This is a genomic window from Streptomyces sp. NPDC050674 (assembly GCF_040654575.1).
Taxonomy (GTDB): domain Bacteria; phylum Actinomycetota; class Actinomycetes; order Streptomycetales; family Streptomycetaceae; genus Streptomyces.
The window spans coordinates 1-1312 of sequence record NZ_JBFAIG010000062.1 but is presented as its reverse complement, the minus strand read 5'-3'; the positions used below and the strand labels follow the sequence as shown (position 1 = coordinate 1312).

Annotated in this window: 4 protein-coding genes; 3 read left to right on the top strand and 1 reads right to left on the bottom strand. The window is 73.8% G+C overall.

Annotated features, from left to right (window positions below; translation table 11 throughout):
• The coding region (locus AB0I06_RS34300) for a hypothetical protein (protein ID WP_363122773.1) at positions 1-232 on the bottom strand (232 nt) is incomplete at its 3' end.
• On the opposite strand from AB0I06_RS34300, the gene AB0I06_RS34295 reads away from it, so the two are divergent.
• The 3 genes from AB0I06_RS34295 (at position 231) to AB0I06_RS34285 (ending at position 1284) form a co-directional block, all read left to right on the top strand.
• Entirely contained in the window at positions 231-398 is a 168-nt protein-coding gene (locus AB0I06_RS34295; protein WP_363122772.1) for a hypothetical protein, read from the top strand. The genes AB0I06_RS34300 and AB0I06_RS34295 overlap by 2 nt on opposite strands.
• 185 nt (positions 399-583) lie before the next feature.
• Entirely contained in the window at positions 584-1075 is a 492-nt protein-coding gene (locus tag AB0I06_RS34290) for a hypothetical protein (RefSeq protein WP_363122771.1), read from the top strand.
• Positions 1072-1284, top strand: coding sequence for a hypothetical protein (locus tag AB0I06_RS34285; protein WP_363122770.1), 213 nt, complete (start codon positions 1072-1074; stop codon positions 1282-1284). The genes AB0I06_RS34290 and AB0I06_RS34285 overlap by 4 nt, the downstream gene beginning before the upstream one ends.
• The last annotated feature ends 28 nt before the right edge of the window (positions 1285-1312 follow it).

Here is a 1312-nt window from a genome sequence, read left to right as displayed (position 1 = left end):
GCAGGGGCTGGAGGCGGTCGACATCCTGCGGCGCGGACCGGCCGACGCGGTGGGGCCCGTGCTGCACGACGGCGGCGACACCCTCGGTTTCCTGGCCCAGCAGTGGAGCGGGGCGAAGTGGGTGAGGAGACCGAGGCCGTGGGGCGGCCGGCGGCTCGATGACGAGGCTGACGCCCCGGCAGACCTTGCCGACGCCCATGAACACCAGGAACGGGCCGCGGCGGTGGCTCATGCTCGTCTGCCTCGCCGCGGCCCTCGCCCTGCACGCACTGCTCGCCATCATCTGGTGCATCCTCCGCGCCCTGTGGCGAGGCCTCGACGGCCCAGCCTGGGCCCGCAGCCGACTCGCCGCCCGCCAGATCGCCCGCGCCACCCGCGAGTACGACGAGGCCGCGTGATGGGCGGCCTCGGCATCGGCATCGCCTGCGCCCCGTTCATCTCCGCACTCCTGCTCGGCCTCGGCTGGGCAGGACGCGCCCTCCACACCCGCCTCACCCGAAGGAACACGAAGCCATGAGCGACCCGACCGCCCGCGACCGCCTCCTCCGGCCGCCGCCGACCTCATCGACCCCAAGGCACAGCGATGACCGCCGACCAGCTGGCCCTCGACGACTGCGACCCCGACTGGGATGACGAGGACATCGACGACGACGAGCCCGGCCCCCGCCACCCCGACCTCCACGACCAAGGCCTCACGCCCACCAGCTCCACACCAGACCGACGTGCCCGTCCACAGGAGGTACCTGTGACCCCAGCCCAACGCTCCGCCCGCGCCTACCGCACCATCGCCGCCGGCCTCAGCCTCAGCTCCGCCTACGCCGTCACCCATCACTGGCTGTACGGCCTGCCCGGAGTGGTCAGCGCCTCCGTGCTCCTGGCCGTCGCCCAGTCGTGCAGCAACGAGGACCGCCGCATCCGGCCCCGGCACGAGCAGCTGCGCCGCGCGGCCCGGGTCGACGAGCAGCTGCTCCCGCCGGCCGCCCGCACTCCGCGCCACGGCCCGCCACTCGACGACCAGGAGCGCGCCGCGTTCGACGAGATCACCACCCACTACGACCACGGGACCGCCGCATGAGCCAGCCCACCGCCCGCAAGCCCCACGACCACGCCCTCTGGCTGATCAACAACGTCGATGAAGGGGTGAACGGCATGTGCACCCTCCCCGACGGCCGAGTCCGGGACCTGCCGGGCCCGCTGGCGGTCGGGATCCTCACCGTCCGCTCGAACCTGGCGATCGCGTCGGAGCTCGTCGCGGTCGCTGAGGCCCTGCGTGGTGAGCAGTGACCGGCCCGTCGTCGGCTCCCCGGGGCGG